The organism is Curtobacterium poinsettiae (assembly GCF_047226435.1).
In the GTDB taxonomy this organism is placed as follows: Bacteria; Actinomycetota; Actinomycetes; order Actinomycetales; family Microbacteriaceae; genus Curtobacterium; species Curtobacterium poinsettiae.
The window spans coordinates 1,464,799-1,487,856 of the sequence record NZ_CP178434.1; the positions used below are offsets into that span (position 1 = coordinate 1,464,799).

A 23,058-nucleotide genomic window follows, 5' to 3' on the forward strand; every position below is an offset into this window, starting at 1 on the left:
CCCCGCCCGGTCTCTTTCGCCGAGGGGTCGCGAACTGTCGGCTGCGGAGCCGTCAGGCGACGCCTGCTGCACCCGCGGCGGCCCGCCTGCGGCGTGTCCTGCCCCCTCGGCGGCCCCCGCCGTGCGTGTCGCGATCCGATGCCGGTCTGGAGGCGCGGTGCGGGCCCGCCCCGAGCCTCCCGTCCGCCGCGCCCGGCCGCTTTCGCCGAGGGGTCGCGAACTGTCGGCTGCGGAGCCGTCAGGCGACGCCTGCTGCACCCGCGGCGGCCCGCCTGCGGCGTGTCCTGCCCCCTCGGCGGCGCGCGCCGCGCGTGTCGCGATCCGATGCCGGTCTGGAGGCGCGGTGCGGCCCCGCCCCGCGCCTCCGGCCCGCCACGACGCGCGCGGGAATGTGGGCGGCCGCAGTTAGGCTGTTCCCACCCCGCAGCACACCGTACGAACCGGAGGTTCCGTGTCGGATTCCGACTCCTTCGTCCACCTGCACGTGCACAGCGAGTACTCGATGCTCGACGGTGCCGCCAGGCTCTCCGACCTCGTGGCGGAGACCGCCGCGCAGGGGATGCCCGCCGTGGCGGTGACCGACCACGGCAACATGTTCGGCGCCTTCGAGTTCTGGAAGGCCGCCAAGGCCGGTGGCGTCAAGCCCATCATCGGGACCGAGGCGTACATCACGCCCCGCACGCACCGCTCCGACAAGACCCGTGTCCGCTGGGGTGACGGCGGCGGCGACGACGTGTCCGGTGCGGGCTCGTACACGCACATGACGATGTTCGCCGAGAACACCACCGGCATGCACAACCTGTTCCGGTTGTCGTCCAAGGCGTCGCTCGAGGGCTACTACTTCAAGCCCCGCATGGACATCGAGCTCCTGCAGGAGTACCACCAGGGCATCATCGCCACGACGGGCTGCCCCTCGGGGGAGATCCAGACGCGCCTGCGCCTCGGCCAGTACGACGAAGCGGTGCAGGCCGCCGCCGACTACCGCGACATCTTCGGCAAGGAGAACTACTTCGCCGAGGTCATGGACCACGGGCTCGAGATCGAGCGCCGGATCATGAGCGACCTGATCCGCCTGGCGAAGGACCTCGACATCCCGCTGGTCGGCACGAACGACCTGCACTACACGCACGCCCACGACGCCAAGTCGCACGCGGCGCTGCTCTGCGTGCAGTCCGGCTCGACCCTCAACGACCCGAACCGCTTCAAGTTCGATGCCGACGAGTTCTACCTGAAGACCCCGGCGCAGATGCGGCACGTCTTCCGCGACAACCTCGAGGCCTGCGACAACACGCTGCTCATCGCCGAGCGCTGCAACGTCGAGTTCGACACCTCGGCCAACTACATGCCGAAGTTCCCGGTGCCCGAGGGCGAGACCGAGCACTCCTGGTTCGAGAAAGAGGTCGCGAAGGGGCTGGAGTACCGGTACCCGGGCGGCATCTCGAAAGAGGTCCAGGACCGCGCCGACTACGAGGTCGGCATCATCAACCAGATGGGGTTCCCTGGCTACTTCCTGGTGGTCGCGGACTTCATCAACTGGTCCAAGAACAACGGCATCCGCGTCGGTCCGGGGCGTGGCTCCGGTGCCGGCTCGATGGTGGCGTACGCGATGCGCATCACCGACCTCGATCCGATCCGGCACGGTCTGATCTTCGAGCGGTTCCTCAACCCGGACCGCGTCTCGATGCCCGACTTCGACGTCGACTTCGACGACCGGCGCCGCGGTGAGGCGATCAAGTACGTCACCGAGAAGTACGGGTCGGAGCGCGTGGCGCAGATCGTCACGTACGGCACGATCAAGGCGAAGCAGGCGCTCAAGGACTCCTCGCGCGTCCTCGGGTTCCCGTTCGGCATGGGCGAGAAGCTCACCAAGGCGATGCCACCGCCCGTGATGGGCAAGGACATCCCGCTCACCGGGATCTTCGACAAGGACCACCCGCGCTACAAGGAAGCCGTCGACGTCCGCACCGTGGTCGAGACCGACCCCGAGGCGAAGACCGTCTTCGACACGGCGCTCGGGCTCGAGGGGCTGAAGCGCCAGTGGGGCGTGCACGCGGCCGGCGTCATCATGTCGAGCGACCCGCTGATCGACATCATCCCGATCATGAAGCGGGAGCAGGACGGCCAGATCGTCACGCAGTTCGACTACCCGGCGGCGGAGTCGCTCGGCCTGATCAAGATGGACTTCCTGGGGCTCCGCAACCTCACGATCATCAGCGACGCCCTCGACAACATCAAGACGAACCGGGGGACCGAGCTCGACCTCGAGAACATGGGGCTCGAGGACCCCGAGGCGTACGCGCTCCTGCAGCGCGGTGACACCCTCGGCGTGTTCCAGCTCGACGGCGGGCCCATGCGCGGCCTGCTGCGGCTGATGAAGCCCGACAACTTCGAGGACATCTCCGCGCTCATCGCCCTGTACCGTCCGGGGCCCATGGGTGCGAACTCGCACACGAACTACGCGCTCCGCAAGAACGGCGAGCAGCCGATCACCCCGATCCACCCGGAGCTCGAAGAGCCCCTGAAGGACATCATCGGCACGACCTACGGCCTGATCATCTACCAGGAGCAGGTCATGGCCATCGCGCAGAAGGTCGCCGGGTTCTCCCTCGGCCAGGCGGACATCCTCCGCCGCGCGATGGGCAAGAAGAAGAAGTCCGAGCTCGACAAGCAGTACGCGGGCTTCCAGCAGGGCATGAAGGACAACGGCTACTCCGACGCGGCGATCAAGACGCTGTGGGACATCCTGCTGCCCTTCTCCGACTACGCGTTCAACAAGGCGCACTCGGCGGCCTACGGTGTGGTGTCCTTCTGGACCGCGTACCTCAAGGCGCACTACCCGGCTGAGTACATGGCGGCCCTGCTGACCTCGGTCGGTGACGCCCGTGACAAGCTCGCCCTGTACCTGAACGAGTGCCGGCGCATGGGCATCAAGGTCATGCCGCCGGACGTCAACGAGTCGATCGGCTTCTTCGCCGCAGTCGGTGACGACATCCGCTTCGGCATGGGTGCCATCCGCAACGTCGGGTTCAACGTGGTCGACGACATCGTCAAGGCCCGGACCGAGAAGGGTGCGTTCGAGTCCTTCCACGACTTCCTGCGCAAGATCCCGATCTCGTCGGCGAACAAGCGCACGGTCGAGTCGCTCATCAAGGCTGGTGCGTTCGACGAGTTCGGGGACACCCGCCGTGCCCTGGTGGAGATCCACGAGGGCGCCGTCGAGGGCGCGGTGAAGGTCAAGCGTGACGAGGCCCACGGCAACGTCGGGTTCGACTTCGACTCGCTCTTCGCCGAGGCCGCCGAGGACACCCCGAGCGCCGCGGTGTCCCAGGTGCCGGACCGGCCGGAGTGGTCCAAGCGCGACAAGCTGGCGTTCGAGCGGGACATGCTCGGGCTCTACGTGTCCGACCACCCGCTCGCCGGGCTCGAGATCGAACTCGCGAAGCACCAGTCGATCACCATCGCCGACCTGCTGACCGCCGACGACTCGATTGAGGGTGAGACGGTCACCGTCGCCGGCCTGCTGACGAGCGTGCAGCACCGGGTGGCGAAGACGAGCGGCAACCCGTACGGCATCGTCGACATCGAGGACTTCGGCGGGCAGATCGGGGTGATGTTCCTGGGCAAGACGTACCAGGAGTTCGGCCCGTCCCTGGTGGCCGACTCGATCGTCGTCCTGCGCGGCCGCGTCAACGTCCGCGACGACGGCAAGGCCCTGCACGCGGTGAGCATGTTCCAGCCGAACGTCGGCGACGCGATGGGTTCCGGCCCGCTCACCCTGTCACTGCCCGAACGGCAGGCCACGACGACCACGGTGACGGAACTCGCCGCCGTGCTCGGCCGTCACCAGGGCGACACCGAGGTCCGGCTGAAGCTGCTGAAGGACGACGTGGCACGCACCTTCGAGCTGCCGTTCCCGGTGAACCTCACCCCGGACCTGTTCGGCGAGCTGAAGAGCCTGCTCGGACCCCGCTGCCTGGTCTAGGAGCGTCGCCATGGCTGGTCCGCCGCTGCCGCCGGGCCCGGACGTGCTGCGGGCGTTCGGCGTGCACGACCGCCCGCTCGAGCGGCTCGGCGGCGGCCGCGGGCTGACGTGGCGCGCCGGGGACGTCGTGCTCCGGCCGTCCGGCGACCCCCTGGAGGCCCGGTGGCGGTCCGCCACGCTGGCCCGGCTCGTCCACACGGCCGGGTTCCGGACCCCGCGTCCGGTCGCCGCCGAGTCCGGGGACTGGATCGTGGGCTCCGGCTCCGGCTCCGGCACCGGCACCGGCGACGGCGGGTGGGAGGCCTGGGGATGGGTCGACGGCTGGACCGACCCGACCCGCGTGGACGACGTCATCGCCGCGGGCGCTGCCTTCCACCGGGCCGTCGCGGACCTGCCGCGTCCCGAAGTCCTCGACCAGCGTGAGGACCCCTGGAGCCGGGCGGACCGGATGGTCTGGGGTGGCGAACCCCTGCCGGACGATCCGACGCTGGACCGCCTGGCGGCGACGTTCCGGCCGGTGACGTCCCCGTCCCAGCTCGTCCACGGTGACCTGCTCGGCAACGTGCTCTTCACGCCGGGGGAGCCACCCACGGTGTTCGACTGGGCGCCGTACTGGCGTCCGGCGGGCCTCGGTGCCGCGATCGCGGCGGTCGACGCCGTGACCTGGCACCGGGTCGACGTCGGCCGGCTCGGCGTGCTCGGGACCGGCGTGCCGGAGTGGCCGCAGCTGCTCGTCCGTGCGCTGGCGTTCCGGATCGCCACGCTGCACCTGCTCGACGCGTGGGACACCGACCAGGTCGCCCGCCACCGGCCCGTGGTCGACGCGGTCGTGCAGCACGCCGCCGGTACGCTGGAAGCCTCATGATGCAGCGAATCGACCTCCGCGGCGGCCTCCCCGCCCGTGCCGAACTCCTCCGACTCATGCCCCGTGCCGCGGGTGACGTGTCGCACGCGGTCGACGCCGCGCGCGAGTTGATCGAGGACGTCCGACACCGTGGGGCCGCGGCCCTGCGCGACCAGGCCGAGCGCTTCGACGGTGGGGCCCCCGCGAACGTGCGGGTGCCGGCCGCCGAGATCACCGCCGCGGTGGCCGGGCTCACCCCCGAGGTCCGGGCGGCCCTCGACGAGGCGATCCGCCGCGTCCGTGCCGCGAGTGCCGCGCAGATCCCCGCTCCGTCCGTGACGACCCTGGCCGACGGCGCCGAGGTCCACCAGCGCTGGCAGCCGATGCGCCGTGTCGGGCTCTACGTGCCCGGCGGCAAGGCCGTCTACCCGTCCAGCGTCGTGATGAACGTGGTCGCCGCCCAGGTCGCGGGCGTGCCCTCGATCGCCCTCGTGTCGCCGCCGCAGCGCGACCACGGCGGCGCGGTGCACCCGACGATCCTCGCCGCGGCGGGGCTGCTCGGCATCGACGAGGTCTACGCGATGGGTGGTGCCGGAGCCGTCGGCGCGCTGGCGTACGGCGTCGCCGAGCTCGACCTCGAGCCCGTCGACCTGGTCACCGGGCCGGGCAACAACTACGTCGCCGCCGCCAAGCGCCTGGTGCGCGGTGTGGTGGGCATCGACTCCGAGGCCGGGGCGACCGAGATCCTCGTGATCGCGGACGACACCGCCGACGCGGGGTTCGTGGCTGCCGACCTGATCAGCCAGGCCGAGCACGACGAGCAGGCCGGCAGCGTGCTGGTGACGACGTCCGCGGCGTTCGCCGACGCGGTGGAAGCCGCCATCCCGGAACGCACGGCGGTGCTCGGGACGGCTGCGCGCCTCCAGACCGCCCTGGACGGGCCGCAGTCCGCGATCGTCCTGGTGGACTCGCTGACCGACGCCGCGACCGTGAGCAACGCGCACGGGCCGGAGCACCTCGAGATCCAGACGGTCGACGACGACGCCGTGCTGGCCGACATCGACGCCGCCGGTGCGGTGTTCGTCGGACCGAGCACGCCGGTGAGCCTGGGGGACTACCTGGCCGGGTCGAACCACGTGCTGCCGACCGGCGGCCAGGCCCGCTTCGGGTCCGGACTGTCCGCGTCGACGTTCCTGCGACCCCAGCAGATCGTCCGGTACACGCCCGAGGCCCTGGCCGAGGTCGCGCCGCACATCGTCGCCCTGTCCACCGAGGAGCAGCTCCCCGCGCACGGGGCCGCCGTGACGGAGCGCACGAACCGATAGCCTGGGGAACGACATGTTCTGCCCCTTCTGCCGCCACCCGGACTCCCGCGTCGTCGACTCACGGACGAGCGACGACGGAACTTCCATCCGCCGCCGTCGACAGTGCCCCAACTGCGGTCGACGGTTCTCGACCACCGAGACCGCATCGCTCAACGTCGTGAAGCGCAACGGCGTCACCGAGCCGTTCAGCCGCGACAAGATCGTCTCCGGCGTGCGCAAGGCGTGCCAAGGGCGCCCGGTCACCGACGGCGACCTGGCCGTCCTCGCGCAGCGCGTCGAGGAGACCGTGCGCTCCTCCGGGTCCAGCCAGATCGACGCGAACGACATCGGCCTCGCGATCCTCGCGCCCCTGCGGGAGCTCGACGAGGTCGCGTACCTGCGCTTCGCGAGCGTCTACCAGGCGTTCGACTCACTCGAGGACTTCGAGGACGCCATCGGCCAGCTCCGTCGCGACCACCACGGGACGGCCGACAGCGCCGCCGGCTCGTCCGCACCGTCCGGCACACGCGCGTGAGCGGCATCGCCGAACGGATCGTGCGCGGCGGGTACCGCGTCGTGTTCCGCTCCGTGTTCGCGAACATGGACCCGGAACGCGCCCACCACCTGGCCTTCGCCGTCATCGCGGGGCTGCCCCGCGTGCCGTTCCTGAGCGGGGTCGTCGAACGGTACTGCCGCCCGTCGGCAGCCGACGGCATCACCACGATGGGCATCCACTTCCCGTCGCGCTTCGGCCTGGCGGCGGGCTTCGACAAGGACGCCCGCGGCATCGCCGGGCTCGGCCTGCTCGGCTTCGGCCACGTCGAGGTCGGCACCATCACCGCCAAGCCGCAGCCCGGCAACGAGCGCCCGCGCCTGTTCCGCCTGATCGGCGACCGCGCCCTGATCAACCGCATGGGCTTCAACAACCACGGTGCCGCAGCGGCCGCCCGACGCCTCGAGCGCGCCCGCCGCAACCCGGGTCGGCCCGTGATCGGCGTGAACATCGGCAAGAGCCGGGTCGTCTCGGTCGAGGACGCCATCGACGACTACCTCGAGTCCACCCGCCGCCTGGCGACGTTCGCGGACTACCTGGCGGTCAACGTCAGCTCGCCGAACACGCCCGGTCTGCGCGGACTGCAGGAACTCGACCAGCTCCGACCGCTGCTCTCCGCGGTGCGCGACGGCGCGGGGCGCACCCCGGTGCTCGTCAAGATCGCACCGGACCTGACCGATGAGCAGATCGACGCGATCGCGGGCCTGGCGGTCGAGCTCGGGCTGTCCGGCGTGATCGCGAACAACACGACGATCGCGCGCGAGGGACTGACGGCCGACCCGTCCGACGTCGAGGCGATGGGTGCCGGTGGACTCTCCGGGGCGCCGGTCGCCGCGCGTTCGCTCGAGGTCCTGCGTCGGGTCCGCGCCGCCGTGCCGGCGGACTTCTGCGTCATCGCCGTCGGTGGCGTGACCACCGAGCAGGACGTGCAGGACCGCATCGACGCCGGGGCGACGCTCGTGCAGGGCTACACGGCGTTCCTCTACGAGGGGCCGACCTGGGCGGCGCGCATCAACCGGCTGCGCCGACGTCGGCTGCGTCGCGCCGCGCGCTAGTCGCGACCACCATCCGGACTGGAGGCCCGTGGCGACGCCGCCACGGGCCTCCCGTCCGTCCTGGGGCGCGCCTGCGCCATCGGGTGAGCAGAACACGCCGTGGCTCGCCAGTCGACCCGTCGTGTTCTGCTCACTCGATCACCGATGCGGAGCGGGGGAGCGGGGAACAGGGGAGCGGGAACGACGAAGCGCCGCCCGGCCTGCCGGGCGGCGCTTCGTTCGTGTGCGTGTGGCTAGAGCGTGGGGTACTCGCCGCGCCGGACCTGGGGCTTCGGCAGCCGCAGGAACCGCAGCTGCCACGCCCGCGTCAGGATGTAGAGGAACGTGCCGCGCTGGAAGTCGCCGAACTTGGTGGTGAGCTTGCGGCGGAGCGACAGCCAGAGCACCACGCAGTCGATGACGAACAGCGCCACGAACGCCCACACCAGCAGGAGCGAGTAGGACGCGATGACCGTCTGCGCGGCGGCGAACCCGACGATGAGGAACAGCACGAGCACGGGCATCATGACCTCGCCGACGTTCCAGCGGGCGTCGATCCAGTCGCGGACGAAGCGTCGCTGCTCACCGCGGTCCTTCGCCGGCAGGTAGCGCTCCTCGCCGTTGGCCATGCCGACCCGGGCACGCTCGCGCTCAGAGTTGAGGCGTGCGCGGGCTGCCTTCTTGTCGACCGGCGTGTTGCCGACGAGGGGGCGGCGGTTCGCTGCCTCTCGCTCGCGGCGGGACGGCGTCGGGCGGCCCTTGCCCTGCTCGAGGAGCTCGGCCTCGGTCGGGTTGACGGTCGTGTTGGTCTTGGGGGCTGCCTTCGCCACGGTGCGTTCCTAACGGCGGTGTGCGTGCGGGATCTCCTCTAGATTACCGGGCATGACCGACAGCCAACAGCACAGCCCCGCGACCGACCCCGCGCTCCTCGACGCCCTGCGCGAACACGTCCAGGGGGCCCTGCCCACGACGATCGCCGACCTGTCCGCCCTGGTACGCCTGCCGTCGGTCTCCTGGTCGGCCTTCGACCCGTCGAACGTGCGCGCGAGTGCCGAGGCCGTCGCGGACCTGGCGCGGTCGACCGGGGTCTTCGGCCCGGACGACGTCCGGATCGTGCGGTCGGCGGTGTCCGGCTCGACCGCCGACGTCGCCGAGGCGGACGCCGAGACCGAGCTCGGCCAGCCGGCGGTGCTCGCGGTGCGCCCGGCGCGGAACGGCAAGCCGACGGTGATGCTCTATGCCCACCACGACGTGCAGCCGCAGGGCGACGAGGCCCTGTGGGAGACCCCGCCGTTCGAGCCGACGCTCCGCGGTGACCGCCTGTACGGTCGCGGCGCCTCGGACGACAAGGCCGGCGTGATGACCCACATCGCCTCGCTCCGCGCGGTGCACGCCCAGTTCGGCGACGACCTCGACCTCGGGATCGTGCTGTTCGTCGAGGGCGAGGAGGAGTTCGGCTCCCGCTCGTTCCGCACCTTCCTGCGCGAGCAGAAGGAGCACCTGGCCGCCGACGTCATCGTCGTGGCGGACAGCGACAACTGGTCGACCGAGGTGCCGTCGATCACGGTGTCGCTGCGCGGCAACGTCACCTTCAAGCTCACCCTGACCACGCTCGAGCACGCCAGCCACAGCGGCATGTTCGGGGGAGCGGCCCCGGACGCGATGATCCCGATGGTGCGGCTGCTCGCCTCGCTGCACGACGCCGACGGGTCGGTCGCCGTCGAGGGGCTGGCCTCGTACGAAGCCGACGTGCCGGAGCGCACCGAGGACGAACTCGCCGTCGACGCCGCACTCGTTCCCGGTGTGCGCCCGATCGGCACCGGCGCCGTGCTGTCCCGCATGTGGTTCCAGCCGTCGATCACGGTGACGGGCATGGACGTGCCGAGCGTCGCGAACGCCTCGAACACCCTGCTGCCCACGGTCTCGGCGCGGGTCTCGGTCCGCGTCGCCCCCGGCCAGGACGCACGCGAGGCCGCCGCTGCCGTCGAACGGCACCTGCGCGAGCACGTCCCGTTCGGCGCACGGATGGAGGTCACCGAGCCGGACAGCGGCGACGGGTTCCTCGTCGACACCGCCGGCTGGGCCGTGCAGGAGGCCCGCACGGCCATGCGCGAGGGCTGGGGTGCCGAGGCGGTCGAGCAGGGCATCGGCGGGTCGATCCCGTTCGTGTCGGACCTGGCTGCGGAGTTCCCGGAGGCGCAGATCCTGGTCACCGGCGTCGAGGACCCGGACACCCGCGCGCACAGCCCGAACGAGTCGCAGCACCTCGGCGTCCTGCACCGTGCCATCGCGTCGGAGACGATCCTGCTCGCCAGGCTCGCGACGCGCAGCTGAGGGTGCTTACAATCGAGGCCAGGCGCGGTGACCAGCACCGCCCGGAGGGAGACGCGCGATGAGCGACACCATCACCGAAGCACCGGCGACCGAGACCCCGTCGCACGGCGTCCTCCTGAGCGACGCCGCTGCCGGCAAGGTGGCGAGCCTGCTCGAGCAAGAGGGCCGCGACGACCTGCGCCTGCGCCTCGCCGTGCAGCCCGGTGGCTGCTCGGGCCTGATCTACCAGCTGTACTTCGACGAGCGCATGCTCGACGGTGACGTCACCGCCGAGTTCGACGGGGTCGAGGTCGTCGTCGACAAGATGAGCGTCCCGTACCTCGACGGCGCGACGATCGACTTCGAGGACACGATCCAGAAGCAGGGCTTCACGATCGACAACCCGAACGCGCAGGGCAGCTGCGCCTGCGGTGACAGCTTCCACTGATCGCCAGCGATCCGACACGCGAGCGGGGAGCGACCGGAACGGTCGCTCCCCGCTCGCGTTCGTGTGACCGGACGTGGCGCGCCGGGGCGCGGCGGAACCGGGGGGAATCGTGCCCGCCGACGTGCGGATCGAGGCCAGAACCGTGGCGTGTGTGCGCGAGCGGTGGCGAGCTGCGAGTAAGCTAGGAGTGTTCCAATCAAGCTGGGAGCCAGCCAAGCGCCGCCTTCGTGCGGCTCGCCGTCGGACACGACGGGCTGACCTTCCGAAGCTCACGTCTTTTGCGAGAGGTAACAGTGCGTTCGAATCGCCGTATACGTTGGGCGGCCGTCCCGGTGGCCGTCGGTCTGGTCATCGCACTGGCTGGCTGCACGCAGCAGCAGATGAACGGATGGCTCCCCGGCACGGAGGAGACGAAGAACGTCACCAACCACACGAGCCGCATCGTCGGCCTGTGGACCACCAGCTGGGTCGTGCTCCTCGCCGTCGGTCTGATCGTGTGGGGCCTGATCATCTGGGCCGCGATCGTCTACCGCCGCCGGAAGGGCCAGACCGGCCTGCCCGTGCAGATGCGGTACAACATGCCGCTCGAGATCTTCTACACGATCGTGCCGCTGATCCTGGTGCTCGGCTTCTTCGCCTTCACCGCGAAGGACCAGGCAGCGATCGAGAAGCCCTTCGCCGACCCCGACGCCACCGTGCACGTGTACGGCAAGCGCTGGGCGTGGGACTTCAACTACATCAACAAGGACAACCCCGAAGAGAGCGTCTACTACCAGGGCATCCAGGCCCAGGAAGAAGAGAACGCCAAGGGCGCGATCGACGAGTCGCAGCTGCCGACCCTCTACCTGCCCAAGGGCAAGAAGGTCGCGATCGAACTCTCGTCGCGCGACGTCGACCACTCCTTCTGGGTCATCGACTTCCTGTACAAGAAGGACATGCTCCCGGGCAAGACCAACTGGGAGTACTTCATCCCGGAGAAGCTCGGCACGTACCAGGGCAAGTGCGCGGAGCTCTGCGGTGAGTACCACTCGCTGATGCTCTTCCAGGTGAAGGTCGTCACGCCGGCCCAGTACGAGGCGTACCTCGGCACCCTGAAGGACCAGGGCAAGGTCGGCCTGCTCGGCAACGAGTACAACACCAACACCAACGAACCGAACAACAAGGCGCCGGTCGAGGCGTCCAGCGAGAACAAGTAGGGGCTCGTCAGATGACAACGTCACTCGTCGGCCAACCGACCCAGACCGCTTCGCCAGACTTCCAGGCGTCGAAGGTGGGCCGGAAGGGCAACATCGTCGTCCGGTGGATCACCTCCACCGACCACAAGACCATCGGGTACATGTACCTGATCGCGTCGTTCGTCTTCTTCCTGCTCGCAGGTGTGATGGCCCTCGTGATCCGTGCCCAGCTCTTCGAACCCGGCCTGCACGTGGTCGCGACGAAGGAGCAGTACAACCAGCTGTTCACGATGCACGGCACGATCATGCTGCTGATGTTCGCGACGCCGCTGTTCTCGGGCTTCGCGAACGCGATCATGCCGCTCCAGATCGGTGCGCCCGACGTCGCCTTCCCGCGACTCAACGGGTTCGCCTTCTGGCTCTACCTGTTCGGTTCGCTCATCGCGGTCGGCGGCTTCCTCACCCCGCAGGGCGCTGCCTCGTTCGGCTGGTTCGCCTACGCGCCACTGAGTGACACGACGTTCACACCAGGGCTCGGCGGGACACTCTGGGTCTTCGGCCTGGGCATGACCGGCTTCTCGACGATCCTCGGTGCGGTGAACTTCATCACCACGATCATCACGATGCGTGCCCCGGGTCTGACCATGTTCCGCATGTCGATCTTCACGTGGAACACCCTCGTGACCGCGCTCCTCGTCCTGATGGCCTTCCCGGTCCTCGCGACGGCGCTCTTCGGCCTCGGTCTCGACCGTGTGTTCAACGCCCAGATCTTCAACCCGGCCAACGGCGGGGCCCTGCTCTGGCAGCACCTGTTCTGGTTCTTCGGGCACCCCGAGGTGTACATCATCGCGCTGCCGTTCTTCGGCATCGTGTCCGAGGTCTTCCCGGTGTTCAGCCGCAAGCCGATCTTCGGCTACAAGACCCTGGTGTACGCGACCATCTCGATCGCGGCCCTGTCGGTCACGGTGTGGGCACACCACATGTACGTCACCGGTGGCGTCCTGCTCCCGTGGTTCTCGCTCATGACGATGCTCATCGCGGTCCCAACCGGCGTGAAGATCTTCAACTGGGTCGGCACGATGTGGCGCGGTTCGGTCACGTTCGAGACCCCGCTGCTCTGGGCTCTCGGGTTCCTGATCACCTTCACGTTCGGTGGTCTGACCGGTGTCATCCTGGCGTCGCCGCCGCTCGACTTCCACGTGTCCGACTCGTACTTCGTCGTCGCGCACTTCCACTACGTGGTCTTCGGCACCGTCGTGTTCGCGATGTTCTCCGGCTTCTACTTCTGGTGGCCGAAGTGGACCGGCAAGATGCTCAACGAGCGTCTCGGCAAGATCCACTTCTGGCTCCTGTTCATCGGGTTCCACACCACGTTCCTCATCCAGCACTGGCTGGGCGTCATCGGCATGCCGCGTCGGTACGCGACCTACCTGCCGAACGACGGCTTCACGTGGATGAACCAGCTGTCGACGATCGGCTCGATGATCCTCGCGATCTCGTTCCTGCCGTTCATCTTCAACGTCTACGTGACCGCTCGGAACGCACCGAAGGTCGCTGTGAACGACCCGTGGGGCTACGGCCGCTCGCTCGAGTGGGCGACCTCCTGCCCGCCGCCGCGCCACAACTTCACGTCGATCCCGCGCATCCGTTCGGAGTCCCCGGCGTTCGACCTGAACCACCCCGAGGCCGGTGTGCCGATCGGTGTCGGTCCTGCGAAGGACGCCCCCGATGCCCCGACCTACGACGCCGCGAAGGGCGAGGTGAAGTAACGCCATGCGCGCGAACACCAACCTGTTTTGGATCCTCTTCGGGTTCTTCATCCTCGCGGACGCCGCGTACACGATCTGGGCGATGCTCTACTACGGTCACCCGGAGTGGGTCGGCACCGTGGCGATCGGCCTGACGGGCATCATGTCGGCGTTCATCGCCTTCTACCTCGGCAAGGTGATGTCGTCGCAGGGCGGCGTCCTGCCCGAGGACCGCCCGGACGCCAACATCGAGGACGGCGACGCCGAACTCGGGCACTTCAGCCCGTGGTCCTGGTGGCCCATCCTGCTGGCCGCCGCGGTCGCCGTGTGCTTCCTCGGCGTGGCAGCCGGCCTCTGGATCGTCCCGATCGGTCTCGTCCTCGTGGCGATCACCCTGGTCGGCTGGGTCTACGAGTACTACCGCGGCAACTTCGGGCACTGACCCGGCGCTGCAGCGCACCTGACACTTCGGGCGGCACCAGAACGGTGCCGCCCGAAGTGCGTCCGGGCACAGATCTCCGGTTCGGATCCGGAACAAACGGGCCCGCCCGCGACTTGACTGGAGCGGACCTCCCACCACAGCGAAAGGAGTCACCTCAGGTGACCGACAAGCGCACCCTCATCATCTTCGGCGCGACGGGCGACCTCGCCTCCCGCCTGCTCCTGCCGGGCCTCGGCACGTTCCTGCAGAGCGGCCGTGCCGTCCCCGTGCAGCTGATCGGCACGGGCCGCAGCGAGCGCAGCCCCGAGAAGTGGAAGGACATCGTCACGCAGTCCTTCGCGTCGCAGGACGTCAAGGGGCCGGAGGTCGACGCGACCATCGAGTCGACGCAGTTCATCCAGGGCGACCCCACCGACCCGAAGCACCTCGAGGCGCTGTTGGCCGCGGCCGACTCCGAGCCGATCCTGTACTTCGCGCTCCCGCCGCAGATCGCCTCCGACATCTGCGAGGCGCTCCAGCACGTCGAGCTCCCCGAGGGCACGACCCTGGCCTTCGAGAAGCCCTTCGGCACCGACGTCGCGAGCGCCCAGGCCCTCAACGAGACGGTGCTCAAGCTCGTCCCCGAGGACCGCGTGCACCGCACCGACCACTTCCTCGGCCGCACCACGGTGCTGAACATCATCGGTCTGCGCTTCGCGAACCGCCTGTTCGAGCCGATCTGGAACGCCGAGAACATCGAGAAGGTCGACGTCTTCTACGACGAGACCCTCGGTCTCGAGAACCGCGCCCAGTACTACGACGAGGCCGGCGCGATGGTCGACATGATCCAGTCGCACCTGCTGCAGATCCTCGGCCTGGTCACGATGGACGCCCCGTCCGCGATCGACGCGGTCGAGTTCCGCTCGTCGCTCGCCCGGGTCCTGCGCTCCACGCGTCTGAAGGGCGACGACGCGAAGATCGCGTCCCGCCGTGCGGTCTACACGGCCGGCACCATCGACGGCAAGGAACTGCCCTCGTACCAGGAAGAGGACGGCGTCGACCCGTCGCGCCAGACGGAGACCCTCGCCGAGATCTCGGTCGAGGTCGACACCGCCCGCTGGGCCGGCGTCCCCTTCACGCTGCGCTCCGGCAAGGCCCTCGGCGCCAGCCGCAAGGAGGTGCTGATCACCTTCAAGCCGGTCACGCGCCTGCCCTCCGGCCTCAGCGGTCGCCCGAAGACCGACACGCTCCGCATCGTCCTGAACCCGGACGAGATCGAGCTGACGGTGTCGGCCAACGGTGGCGGCAACCCGTTCGAGATGGGGCAGGTCACCCTGTCGTCGTCGTTCAGCGACGGCGAGCTCACCCCGTACGGCGAGGTCCTGAACGGCATCTTCCACGACGACCCGCTGCTCTCCATCCGCGGCGACGTGGCCGAGCGCTGCTGGGAGATCGTCGAGCCGGTCGTCGCCGCCTGGAAGGCCGACGAGGTCCCGCTCGAGGAGTACCGCGCCGGTTCGCGCGGCCCGGCGGACTGGGAGTCGTCGTCCTGACGGACGCGTTCTCGACGTCCTGAACGGACGCCCCGACGGACGGGAGGCCCGGTGCCAGCTGGCACCGGGCCTCCCGTCTGTCTGTGGGTCGCGTGCAGAGCACCGCGAGACGCCGTCGTGTCGTCGAGACGCCGCCAGCTCCGGCGGCGTCTCGACGTTGTCGAGACGCCGCCAGCTCCGGCGGCGTCTCGACGTTGTCGAGGCGTGGTGCGACGACGACGGCGTCTTCGCGGGGTGGAGCGACGCGTCACGCGGGGGAGCCGGCTCGCTCACCCTCGCCGGTCCACGAGCGGGTGCCCCCGTCGTGCACGGACAACCGTGTGCGGTGTCCGACGGCGGCTCCCCGGGCGCGCTCGATGGCGTCGGCCGCCGACACCAGGGTGAGGTGCGACAGCACCTGCGGGGTGTTGCCGATGTGGTGGCCCGTGGCGACGTCGATCTCCTCGGAGAGCATGCCGACGTCGTTCGCGTACCCGACCAGCACGTCCATCAGGCGCTCGGCGTCGTCCACGCGGCCCGAGGCGGCGTACTGCTCCACCAGCCAGAACGAGCACGCCAGGAACGGGTGCTCAGCGCCCGACAGGCCGTCGAAGCCCGCGGTCGTGCGGTAGCGGAGCACGAGGCCGTCGTCCCCGACCCGCAGGTCCTCCTCGATCGCGCGCACCGTGCCGGTCATCCGGGGGTCGTCGGCGCGGCAGAAGCCGACCTGCGGCAGGACGAGCAGGCTGGCGTCGACCTCGTCGGTGTCGTAGTGCTGGCGGAACGATCCGCGCTCGGCGTTCCAGCCGTGCTCCTCGATCTCGGCGCGCACCGTGTCGCGCAACGTCCGCCAACGGTCGACGGGACCCTCGAGGCCGAACTCCTCGACCGCGGCGACCCCACGGTCGAAGGCGGCCCAGATCATCACCCGTGAGTGCGTGAAGCTGCGGCGCGGACCGCGCATCTCCCAGATGCCGTTGTCCGGCTCCTGCCAGTGCTCCTCGACGTAGCCGAGCAGGGCCCGCTGCAGCGCCCATGAGTCGGCGTTCTCCTCGACCCCGAGCTCGCGGGCGTCGTGCAGCGCGGACAGGACCTCGCCGAAGACGTCGCCCTGGTACTGCGTCGAGGCACCGTTGCCGATGCGGACCGGGGTCGACCCGAGGTACCCGGGCAACTCGGGGATCTCGCGTTCGGGCAGTTCGCGTTCGCCGGCGATCCCGTACATGATCTGCACGTCCGCGGGGTCGCCCGCGATGGCCCGCAGCAGCCAGCCCCGCCAGTGCGTGGCCTCGTCCCGGTACCCGTGGGCGATGAGCGAGGCGAGCGCGAGGGACGCGTCGCGGAGCCACACGTAGCGGTAGTCCCAGTTGCGTTCGCCGCCGGGGTCCTCGGGCAGGCCCGTGGTCGCGGCGGCGACGACGCCACCCGTCTCACCGTGGGTCATCGCGCGGAGGAACACCAGCGACCGGCGGGTGGCGGCCGCGTACCGGCCGGGGGTCTGTGCGGGCGCGGTCCATCCCGTCCACCACGACAGGGTGTGGGCGAGGGCCGCGTCGACGTCGAGGGGTTCCGGCGGTTCGCGGTGCGACGGGTACCAGGTGAGCACGGTGTCGAGCACGTCGCCGTCGTGGATCGTCGTGACGGCGGTGTGCCGGTGGTCGTCGGCACGGAACCGCGGCCCGCGCACGATCACCGAGCCGGGGCCGGCCGTCGCGAGGAGCGCCGGTTCGTCGTCGTCCCCGATCTGCCGGATCCACGGCAGGGCGCGTGAGTAGTCGAACCGGATGCGGAGCGTCTGGCGCATCTCGACGGTGCCGCGGAGGCCGCGGACGCGGCGCACGATCGACGGCCGGTGCGCCCCGACGGGCATGAACTCGGTGACCTCGACCACGCCGTCACGGGTGGTCCAGACGGTGGAGAGCACGAGCGTGTCCCCGCGGTACCGCCACCGCGCGGTGGCGTCACCGTCGACGGGGCGCAGGGTCCAGTGTCCGTGGTCCTCGGTGCCGAGCAGCGAGGCGAACGTCGACGAGCTGTCGAAGCGCGGCAGGCAGGCCCAGTCGATCGTGCCGTCCCGGCCGACCAGGGCGGCGGTCCCGGTGTCGCCGATCAGGGCGTGGTCCTCGATGCGGTTCGGCGGGGTGGGCGGTGCTTCCGGCTCGGTGCTCATGGACCGATCGAACACCCGCTGGCCGTGCGCCGCGGTCCGCGACGGGTGGCCCTGGCCGAGACCGTTGTGAGGGGTCGCTCAGGCCGGTTCGGAGGCGTCGGAATCGATGATGCCGATGCGCGCGAGCTCGCTCCAGAGCCCGGCGCCGTCCGGGGCGTAGACCCACGGCGCCGAGGAGTCGCGGGAGCGTTCCTGCGCCCGCGAACGACCACCGGCCAGGACCGCTTCGCTCGTGGACAGCTGCCGGATGGCGACGCCCGCGACGTTGTCCGGGTGCTCCCGCGAGAAGTCGCCGTAGAGGCTCTCGTCGTGTTGCCCGTCGTCGCCGACCAGGAGCCAGCGGATGTCCGGGAAGTCCTGGGCGAGCCGCCGCAGGTTCTGCTGCTTGTGCAGCTGGCCGCTGCGGAAGAACCGGTCGTGGGTGGGGCCCCAGTCGGTGAGCAGCAGCGTGCCGGACGGGTACATGTTGCGCGACAGGAAGCGCTGCAGCGTCGGCGCGACGTTCCACGCCCCGGTCGACAGGTACACGGTCGGCGAACCGGGGTGCTGCGCCAGGATCCGCTCGTAGAGCACGGACATGCCGGGTACCGGGCGGCGGGCGTGCTCGGTGAGCACGAAGGAGTTCCAGGCGGCCAGCATGGGGCGGGGGAGCGAGGTGACCATCACGGTGTCGTCGATGTCGGACAGCAGCCCGAAGCGGGTGTCCGGGTGCACCACGAACACGTCGGCCTCGACGTCACGCCCGCCACCCGCCGAGAGTCGCACCGTGCGCCAGCCGGGCTCGAGGTCGATCGGGACGATGGTGTCGACGACGCCGCCACGGTCGGTCTGCACCACGTGCGAGACCCCGCCGGCGGTGACGGTGACCTCGGCGTGGTCGACGGCGACGCTCGTGAAGCTCTTCCAGCCGCGGACGCCGGCGTAGGAGACGTCGGAGGCGAGACCGCGGCGCGTCAGCAGCACGCGGCAGAGGATGCGGACCCATCCGGGTGCGCCGTAGCCGGTGTACGGGACCACCGTGGGGACCAGGCCGCGGCGGCGTGCACGGTGCTCGCGGAACTCCTGGACGGCGTCCTCGATGCGGGCCGCGCGGTGCAGGAGCGGCTCGGCCAACGACGGCTCGTGGGGCGTCGGGTCGGGCATGGCGTCATCCTCCCACGGGCGGCTGACGAAACCCGCGCGCTGGACAGAACTGGTGCGTCGCAACTGGTGAGTCGCAGCCACGTTCCAGGTCCGTTCTGCGAAAGTTGTCCCCGTCACGCCAACGAACCGCGCTGGAGCGCAAGAGGAGAACACGTGCTCGTCACCGAGGTAACGAACGCTCTGCCGGGGGGATCATCACTGCTCAGGAACGAGCCGGTCCAAGCCCGCAGTTCGGCGCGCCTCGCCGGCCTCCTCGACGCCGCTGCCGCGGTGATCGACGAGATCGGGTTCGAGCGGCTCACGACCGCCATGGTGGCCGAGCGCGCGGGGGCGTCGATCGGCACCGTCTACCGGTACTTCCCGGACCGCATCGCCGTGGTCGAGGCGCTCGCGATCCGCTGCACCCAGCGGCTCGCCGCCCGCTTCGTCGAGGCGCTCGACGCCAGCGGCGCCGAGACCTGGCAGGACGCCAACGACGCGCTCATCGACCTGACCGCCGAGATGTACCGCACCGAGCCCGGCTTCCGGGCGATCCGGTTCGGCGACCCGGCGGACACCGGGACCGGTGACGCGGAAGACCGCATGGGTGCGCTCGGCGCAGCCGTGGGCCAGATCATGCGCGACCGTTTCGGTCTGCCGGACGACGAGCACGTCACCCGTGCCTGGGTCGTCCTCGCCGAGTCCGGTCACGCGGTGCTGGCGCGGGCACACCGCGACCGTGAGCACCCCGACACCGAGCTGATCGAGGAGTACCGCCGGATGAACCGCGCCCACCTCGAATCGGTGATCGCCGCCTCCTGACGACCCCGTCGAACCGGCGCGACACGCCGGTGACCGAACCGACCCGCCCGTGTCCTCCGAACAGGAGGCGCGGGCGTCGTCGTCCCCCGACACATCGCGCTGAACCGGTGGTGGTCCCACGATCGCCCGGTCGTCCGGAACCCGTCACGCGGCGTCGCGACCGAACCGATGTCGGCACCCCCGGGTACTCTCATCCGAAGTCGGGCTACCTCCGAACAGAAGGGCACCCCATGATCGAGTTCCGCTCGGTGCGCAAGACCTACCCGGACGGCACGACTGCGGTCGAGCACTTCGATCTGGTCATCCCGTCCCGGACCACCACCGTCTTCGTCGGATCCAGCGGCTGCGGCAAGACCACGCTGCTCCGCATGATCAACCGCATGGTCGACCCCACCTCCGGCACCGTCGAGATCGACGGGTCGGACGTCGCCGGGATCAACCCCGTCGAGCTCCGTCGCCACATCGGGTACGTCATGCAGAACTCCGGACTGCTGCCGCACCGCAAGGTCGTCGACAACATCGCGACGGTCCCGCTGCTGACCGGCGTCTCCAAGGCCGATGCCCGCAAGCGTGCCCTCGAACTCATGGACACCGTCGGACTCGACCGCGCGTTCGCCGACCGCTACCCGTCGCAGCTCTCCGGCGGCCAGCAGCAGCGCGTCGGGGTCGCCCGCGGGCTCGCCGTCGACCCGAACATCCTGCTCATGGACGAGCCGTTCGGGGCCGTCGACCCCCTGGTGCGCAACGACCTGCAGGACGAACTCATCCGGCTGCAGCGCGAGCTCGGCAAGACCGTCGTGTTCGTGACGCACGACATCGACGAGGCGTTCAAGCTCGGCGACCAGGTCGTCATCCTCAAGAAGGGCGGCGAGATCGCCCAGCAGGGGACGCCGGCCGAGATCCTCGCCGCACCCGCTGACGACTTCGTCGCGACGTTCATCGGCGCAGGCCGCGGGCGCCGTGCGCTGCGGGTCGAGCAGACCCCGACCGGTCCGATCGTCGTCGACGGCGAAGGGCGTGCAGCCGGTGTGCTGACGGGCCCCGTCGGGGTCGTCGACGCCGCCCAGGCCGTGCCCCAGTCCGACACCCGAGCAGCAGAGGCCGGAGCGTCGCACGACGCACCGGGTGCTCCGGCGCAGGGTGGGGGCACCCGGTGAAGTGGGTGCTGGCGAACCTCGACACGATCTGGGACAACACGGTCTCCCACCTCGCGATCGCGATCCCGCCGATCATCGTGGCGTTCCTGCTGTCGATCCCCATCGGGTGGCTGGTCGTCCGACTGCAGCGGCCCGGTGGGTCGCGCTTCGCGTCCGGGGTGGGGAGCAGCATCGTGACCCTCGCCGGTCTGCTGTACGCGATCCCGTCGCTCGCCCTGTTCGTGGCGCTGCCGGGCATCATCGGCACCGGCCTGCAGAGCCCGATCAACGTCGTCATCGGCCTGACCCTGTACGGCCTCGCACTCATGGTGCGGTCCACGGTCGACGGGCTGACCTCGGTCGACGCCGAGACCAAGTCCGCCTCGACCGCCATGGGCTACTCGCCGGCGCAGCGCTTCTTCCGGGTGGAACTCCCGCTCGCCGGTCCGGTGCTGCTGGCCGGGCTCCGGGTCGTCGCGGTCTCCACGATCTCGCTGACCACGGTCGGCGCGGTCCTCGGGATCCCGAGCCTCGGCCTGCTCTTCACCGACGGCCTGGGGCGCGGGATCTACGAAGAGATCCTCTCCGGCATCGTCATGGTGCTCGTGCTCGCGTTCGCCATCGACGGCCTGCTGGTGCTGCTCGGGCGACTGGTGCTGCCGTGGACCCGCACGAGCTCGGTGTCGCGTCGTCAGTCCCGTCGGGTCCTGCAAGCAGCGGAGGTCTCCTCGTGATCATCGGACAGGCCTTCGCGTGGGTGTTCGACCCCACGAACTACGGCGGCTACAACGGCATCCCCACGCGCGTGTGGGAGCACGTGTGGATCACCCTGCTCGCGGTGCTCATCGCGGCGGTCATCGCGGTGCCGGTCGGCTACGCGATCGGGCACACCCGCCGAGCACGCGGCGTCTCGATCGCCGTCTCCGGCGGGGTGCGTGCGCTCCCGACGCTCGGTGTGCTCTCGCTCTTCGGCCTGCTGCTCGGCATCGGGCTGCAGGCACCCTTGCTCGCGCTCGTCATCCTGGCGATCCCGTCGGTGCTCGCCGGTGCCTACTCCGGCATCGAGTCCGTCGACCCCGGTGTCGTCGACGCCGCGAAGGCCCAGGGCATGACCGGGTGGCAGATCCTGTGGAAGGTCGAGATCCCACTCGGGCTCCCGCTCCTGATCGGTGGGATCCGCGCAGCGGTGCTGCAGGTCGTCGCGACCGCCACGCTCGCCGCGTACGTCGGGGCCGGTGGCCTCGGCGGCTACTTCTTCCTCGGCCTGAAGACCCAGGACTACGCCGAGATGCTCGGCGCCTCCATCCTCGTGATCGCCCTCGCGATCGCGTTCGAGATCGTGTTCGCCGTGCTGCAGCGGGCGGCGGTGCCGAAGGGCACCGCGGACCCGTCGGCCCGACAGCGTCAGGGGTCGCGAGAGCGAGCCCGCAATCCACTCCCGGAAGGAAATCCCTCGTGATCACAGCACCCAAGATCCGCGCCGGAGTCGCCGCCGCGATGGCGGTGGGCGTCGTCGCCGCCCTCGCCGGCTGCGCGTCGAGCGACCCGCTCGACAGCGGCTCCAGCAACTCGTCCGACTCGAAGACCATCGTCGTCGGCTCGCAGCAGTACTACTCGAACGAGATCATCGCCGAGCTCTACGCCCAGGTCCTCGAGAAGGACGGCTTCGAGGTCAAGCGCAACTTCAACATCGGGCAGCGTGAGGTCTACATCCCGCAGCTCGAGAAGGGCGCCATCGACGTCATGCCCGAGTACAGCGGCAACCTGCTGCAGTACTTCGACAAGGACTCCGACGCGAAGACCGCCGACCAGATCGACGACGGACTCGACAAGGCCCTGCCGAAGGGCCTCCGCGTCCTCGACGAAGCCGAGGCGACCGACCAGGACAGCTACACCGTCACGAAGAAGTTCTCCGAGGACAACGACGTCACGAGCCTGGCCGACCTGAAGAACGTCGACGAGAAGCTCACCGTGGGTGCCAACTCCGAGAACCAGACGCGGCCGTACGGGCCGAAGGGGCTCAAGTCGGTCTACGGCGTCGACGTCGACTTCAAGGCGATCGAGGACGGCGGCGGCGCCCTGACCGTCAAGGCGCTCAAGGACGACACCGTCCAGCTGGCTGACATCTACACGGCCGACCCGAGCATCAAGGCGAACGGCTTCGTCACGCTGAAGGACCCGGAGAACCTGATCCTGCCGCAGAACGTGGTGCCGGTCGTCTCGAAGAAGGTCAACGAGAAGGCTGCCGACGCGATCGACTCGGTCAACGAGAAGCTCACGACGGATGCCCTGATCGAGCTCAACACCAAGAGCACGGCCGACAAGGAGAAGGCGTCCACCATCGCCGAGGACTGGCTCAAGGCCGAGGGTCTGCTGTAGCCACAGCTCCACGAACGAAGCGACAGGCGTCGGGTGTCCACCCGGCGCCTGTCGTCGTTTCCGGACCGGGCGAAG

The 23,058-nt window shown here is 69.9% G+C and carries 19 protein-coding genes; 16 read left to right on the forward strand and 3 right to left on the reverse strand.

Features of this window, described 5'->3' with window-relative positions; genetic code table 11:
• Positions 1-502: 502 nt before the first annotated feature.
• The 5 genes from dnaE to ACL00U_RS06960 are packed head-to-tail and all read left to right on the forward strand — an operon-like array spanning position 503 to position 7,738.
• Positions 503-3,982, forward strand: coding sequence for a DNA polymerase III subunit alpha (gene dnaE / locus ACL00U_RS06940; protein ID WP_042537439.1), 3,480 nt, complete (start codon positions 503-505; stop codon positions 3,980-3,982).
• A gap of 10 nt (positions 3,983-3,992) precedes the next feature.
• Complete coding sequence (locus tag ACL00U_RS06945) at positions 3,993-4,847, forward strand: hypothetical protein (protein ID WP_159556483.1); 855 nt, start codon at positions 3,993-3,995, stop codon at positions 4,845-4,847.
• Positions 4,844-6,151 (forward strand): histidinol dehydrogenase, encoded by a 1,308-nt coding sequence (gene hisD / locus ACL00U_RS06950; protein ID WP_412873993.1) that lies wholly within the window; start codon positions 4,844-4,846, stop codon positions 6,149-6,151. Before ACL00U_RS06945 ends, hisD begins: the two co-directional genes overlap by 4 nt.
• 13 nt (positions 6,152-6,164) lie before the next feature.
• Positions 6,165-6,665 carry a transcriptional regulator NrdR gene (gene nrdR, locus ACL00U_RS06955; RefSeq protein ID WP_017886638.1) on the forward strand — a complete coding sequence of 167 codons (501 nt, stop codon included), beginning with the start codon at positions 6,165-6,167 and terminating at the stop codon, positions 6,663-6,665.
• Complete coding sequence (locus ACL00U_RS06960) at positions 6,662-7,738, forward strand: quinone-dependent dihydroorotate dehydrogenase (protein WP_082509342.1); 1,077 nt, start codon at positions 6,662-6,664, stop codon at positions 7,736-7,738. Before nrdR ends, ACL00U_RS06960 begins: the two co-directional genes overlap by 4 nt.
• Positions 7,739-7,971: 233 nt before the next feature.
• Here ACL00U_RS06960 and ACL00U_RS06965 read toward each other — a convergent pair whose 3' ends face one another.
• The gene (locus ACL00U_RS06965) at positions 7,972-8,547 is read right to left on the reverse strand and encodes a DUF3043 domain-containing protein (protein WP_140447944.1); all 576 of its coding nucleotides are present in this window, start codon (positions 8,545-8,547) and stop codon (positions 7,972-7,974) included.
• Between the two features lie 52 nt (positions 8,548-8,599).
• Between ACL00U_RS06965 and ACL00U_RS06970 the strand changes: the two genes are divergently transcribed.
• From ACL00U_RS06970 to ACL00U_RS06995, 6 genes are all read left to right on the forward strand, one after another.
• Positions 8,600-10,051 (forward strand): dipeptidase, encoded by a 1,452-nt coding sequence (locus tag ACL00U_RS06970; RefSeq protein WP_274007235.1) that lies wholly within the window; start codon positions 8,600-8,602, stop codon positions 10,049-10,051.
• A 58-nt stretch (positions 10,052-10,109) separates the two neighbouring features.
• Entirely contained in the window at positions 10,110-10,478 is a 369-nt protein-coding gene (locus ACL00U_RS06975; RefSeq protein WP_017886642.1) for a HesB/IscA family protein, read from the forward strand.
• 293 nt (positions 10,479-10,771) lie between these two features.
• Entirely contained in the window at positions 10,772-11,674 is a 903-nt protein-coding gene (gene coxB, locus ACL00U_RS06980) for a cytochrome c oxidase subunit II (protein ID WP_031259441.1), read from the forward strand.
• Between the two features lie 11 nt (positions 11,675-11,685).
• Positions 11,686-13,422: a cytochrome c oxidase subunit I gene (gene ctaD / locus ACL00U_RS06985; RefSeq protein ID WP_017886644.1), complete on the forward strand. Its 1,737-nt coding sequence runs from the start codon at positions 11,686-11,688 to the stop codon at positions 13,420-13,422.
• A 4-nt stretch (positions 13,423-13,426) separates the two neighbouring features.
• Positions 13,427-13,843, forward strand: a complete 417-nt coding sequence (locus ACL00U_RS06990; RefSeq protein ID WP_017886645.1) for a cytochrome c oxidase subunit 4 — start codon at positions 13,427-13,429, stop codon at positions 13,841-13,843.
• Between the two features lie 158 nt (positions 13,844-14,001).
• Complete coding sequence (locus tag ACL00U_RS06995; protein ID WP_017886646.1) at positions 14,002-15,375, forward strand: glucose-6-phosphate dehydrogenase; 1,374 nt, start codon at positions 14,002-14,004, stop codon at positions 15,373-15,375.
• A 247-nt stretch (positions 15,376-15,622) separates the two neighbouring features.
• On the opposite strand, the gene ACL00U_RS07000 is transcribed toward ACL00U_RS06995, so the two are convergent.
• Positions 15,623-17,524, reverse strand: coding sequence for a glycoside hydrolase family 15 protein (locus ACL00U_RS07000; protein ID WP_262117440.1), 1,902 nt, complete (start codon positions 17,522-17,524; stop codon positions 15,623-15,625).
• Positions 17,525-17,602: 78 nt separating this feature from the next.
• Entirely contained in the window at positions 17,603-18,667 is a 1,065-nt protein-coding gene (locus tag ACL00U_RS07005) for an App1 family protein (RefSeq protein WP_042537314.1), read from the reverse strand.
• Positions 18,668-18,820: 153 nt separating this feature from the next.
• Between ACL00U_RS07005 and ACL00U_RS07010 the strand changes: the two genes are divergently transcribed.
• From ACL00U_RS07010 to ACL00U_RS07030, 5 genes are all read left to right on the forward strand, one after another.
• Positions 18,821-19,468 (forward strand): TetR/AcrR family transcriptional regulator, encoded by a 648-nt coding sequence (locus ACL00U_RS07010; protein WP_017886649.1) that lies wholly within the window; start codon positions 18,821-18,823, stop codon positions 19,466-19,468.
• A 230-nt stretch (positions 19,469-19,698) separates the two neighbouring features.
• The gene (locus tag ACL00U_RS07015; RefSeq protein ID WP_017886650.1) at positions 19,699-20,625 is read left to right on the forward strand and encodes an ABC transporter ATP-binding protein; all 927 of its coding nucleotides are present in this window, start codon (positions 19,699-19,701) and stop codon (positions 20,623-20,625) included.
• Entirely contained in the window at positions 20,622-21,338 is a 717-nt protein-coding gene (locus tag ACL00U_RS07020) for an ABC transporter permease (RefSeq protein ID WP_262117442.1), read from the forward strand. The genes ACL00U_RS07015 and ACL00U_RS07020 overlap by 4 nt, the downstream gene beginning before the upstream one ends.
• Positions 21,335-22,063: an ABC transporter permease gene (locus ACL00U_RS07025; RefSeq protein ID WP_017886652.1), complete on the forward strand. Its 729-nt coding sequence runs from the start codon at positions 21,335-21,337 to the stop codon at positions 22,061-22,063. The genes ACL00U_RS07020 and ACL00U_RS07025 overlap by 4 nt, the downstream gene beginning before the upstream one ends.
• Entirely contained in the window at positions 22,060-22,983 is a 924-nt protein-coding gene (locus ACL00U_RS07030) for an ABC transporter substrate-binding protein (protein ID WP_017886653.1), read from the forward strand. The genes ACL00U_RS07025 and ACL00U_RS07030 overlap by 4 nt, the downstream gene beginning before the upstream one ends.
• Positions 22,984-23,058 lie beyond the last annotated feature (75 nt).